The 2,144-nt window shown below is 70.5% G+C and carries 3 protein-coding genes; all 3 read right to left on the bottom strand.

Features of this window, described 5'->3' with window-relative positions; all coding sequences use genetic code 11:
- A partial coding sequence (locus tag ACPYOM_RS21765; protein ID WP_481347555.1) for a serine dehydratase beta chain occupies nt 1–231 on the bottom strand: 231 nt, incomplete at its 3' end.
- Nucleotides 231–956: a sarcosine oxidase subunit gamma gene (locus tag ACPYOM_RS21760; protein WP_481347554.1), complete on the bottom strand. Its 726-nt coding sequence runs from the start codon at nt 954–956 to the stop codon at nt 231–233. The genes ACPYOM_RS21765 and ACPYOM_RS21760, both read right to left, overlap by 1 nt.
- Nucleotides 949–2,144: glycine cleavage T C-terminal barrel domain-containing protein (locus tag ACPYOM_RS21755; protein ID WP_481347553.1), on the bottom strand; the 1,196-nt coding region annotated here is incomplete at its 5' end. The genes ACPYOM_RS21755 and ACPYOM_RS21760, both read right to left, overlap by 8 nt.

Below are 2,144 nucleotides of genomic sequence, written 5' to 3'. Positions count from 1 at the left end.
CTCCGGGTCCTCCGCCTCGAGACCGAGCAGGACCGCCCGGTCGGAGCCGTGTCCGTGACCGGTCGCCCCGAGCGACCCGAACAGCTGGGCGTGCACCCGACGCGTCTGCTCGAGCAGACCGATCTCCTTCAGCGACAGAGCGAACCGCCGCGCCGCGCGCATCGGTCCCACCGTGTGGGACGAGGAGGGACCGATGCCCACGGAGAACAGGTCGAGGGCGCTGAGCGCCATCAGTCGAACTCGCGCATGCCGTCGAGCAGCCAGCGGGTGACGAACTCCGTGAAGGAGGCCCGGGGCATGACCAGCCACGTGTCCTCGGTGGTGCGCCACAGGATGACCTGGACCGACTCGAGCAGCGTGGACACCGCACGACCGACGGGGAACTCCCGGGGGTGCAGGTCGAGCTGGACCACCTTGTCGAGCACCGCGCGTGCGCGGGGTCCGGACAGCTCCAGCGTCGCGCGGTTGGCCGACACGTCGACCACCTGACCGCGCTGTCCCTCGATGGCCGCGCTCAGCGCAGCCACCAGCTGGGGTCCGCTCTCGCCGGTGACCGCTTCGTCCCCGAGCACTGCCAGCCACTCGTCGGGCCCCAGCCAGATGACGTCGACGGGGCGGCCCGGGCCACGGTCGCCGGAGCCGACGGCCCCGACGCGGTCGGGCAGGGGTGCACCCAGGACGCCTTCGAGAGCCTCCACCGCGGACGGCGACCCGGCTCGGAGCGACAGGTGAGTGGCGAACGGCAGCTCCCGCAGGGTGACGGTCCTGCGCGAGCCGGATGCCATGAGCTCCATGAGGTCGGCGCCGGGGCTGCGCCGGTGTGTCAGCGGGTTGGCGCTCTCCGTCGACACCCGGGCGCCGAAGGTGGACGCACGGCTCGACGTCGTCGGAGCGGTCGGGCTCTCTGGCGTTGCGCGCACCGTGGTTGCGGGCTCCGTGATCGTCGGCTCAGCCATCTCGTCGTGCACCTTCCTTGTCGTAGAGCACCGGTTCGTGGACCTCCACCTCGGCGAACGTTCCCTCGAACGAGGCGAGCAGGGTCTGCCCTATGCGGTCGGGGCCGTCCTTGACCAGGGCCAGCGCGAAGCTGCGTCCCAGGGCTTGGCTGTGGTAGCTCGACGTCACGAACCCGAGCATCGGGATGGGGGCGTCGGGCAGGCCCTTGCCGGTGTAGCTGCCCAGAGCCCCGGGCTCGATCAGCTGGGCTCCCTCGGGCAGCCGGAGGGAACGGTCGACGGGCAGCACGCTGACCAGCTGCTTGCGACCCGGGGAGGTGTGCGAGCTGCGCGAGAACGATCGCCGGCCGATGAACTCCTTGGTCTTGCTGACCACCCAGTCCATCCCCAGGTCGTGGGGCGTGATCGTGCCGTCGGTGTCCTGCCCGACGATGGGGTAGGCCTTCTCGGCACGGAGCACGTGCATGGTCTCGGTGCCGTAGGGCGTGATGTCGAACTCCTCGCCGGCGGCGGCCACGTCGTGCCAGATCTTGAGCCCGTACCAGCGCGGGACGTTGATCTCGTAGGCCAGCTCCCCGGAGAAGGTGATGCGGCAGATGCGCGCGTCGATGCCGGAGATGAGGGTGGTCTCGCGGAACTCCATGAACCCGAAGCCCTCCTTCGACACGTCGAGGTCCGGGGCGAGCTTCGCGATGACGTCGCGCGACCGCGGGCCGACGACCGCCACCGTCGCCCACTGCTCGGTGACCGAGGTGAAGGTGACGTCGAGCTCGGGCCACTCCGTCTGGCTCCACTCCTCGAGCCAGTCGAGCACCTTGGCCGCCCCGCCCGTGGTCGTGGTCATGAAGAAGCGGTCCTCTGCAAGACGAAGGGTGACCCCGTCGTCGAAGACCATGCCTGCTGCGGTGCACATGACGCCGTAGCGGGCCTTGCCCACCGCCAGCTTGAGGAAGGGGTTGGTGTAGACGCGGTTGAGGAACTCGGCGGCGTCGGCACCGCGGATCTCGATCTTGCCGAGGGTGGTGGCGTCCATGAACGCGACACCCTCGCGGGCGGCGCGGCACTCCCGGGCGACGGCGGCGTCCATGTCCTCGCCGCTGCGGGGGTAGTACCAGGGGCGCTTCCACTGTCCGACGTCCTCGAACAGGGCGCCGTGCTCGACGTGCCACGCGTGGGCGGGGCTGGTGC

The organism is Monashia sp. HAY1-2A (assembly GCF_056755315.1).
Note: the sequence above shows the minus strand (reverse complement) of the source record. Positions and strands in the feature narration are given on the sequence as shown.

Coding starts and splice junctions, on each gene's coding strand:
- ACPYOM_RS21760 (WP_481347554.1), bottom strand. CDS start 956: ATGGCTGAGCCGACGATCACGGAGCCCGCAACCACGGTGCGCGCAACG.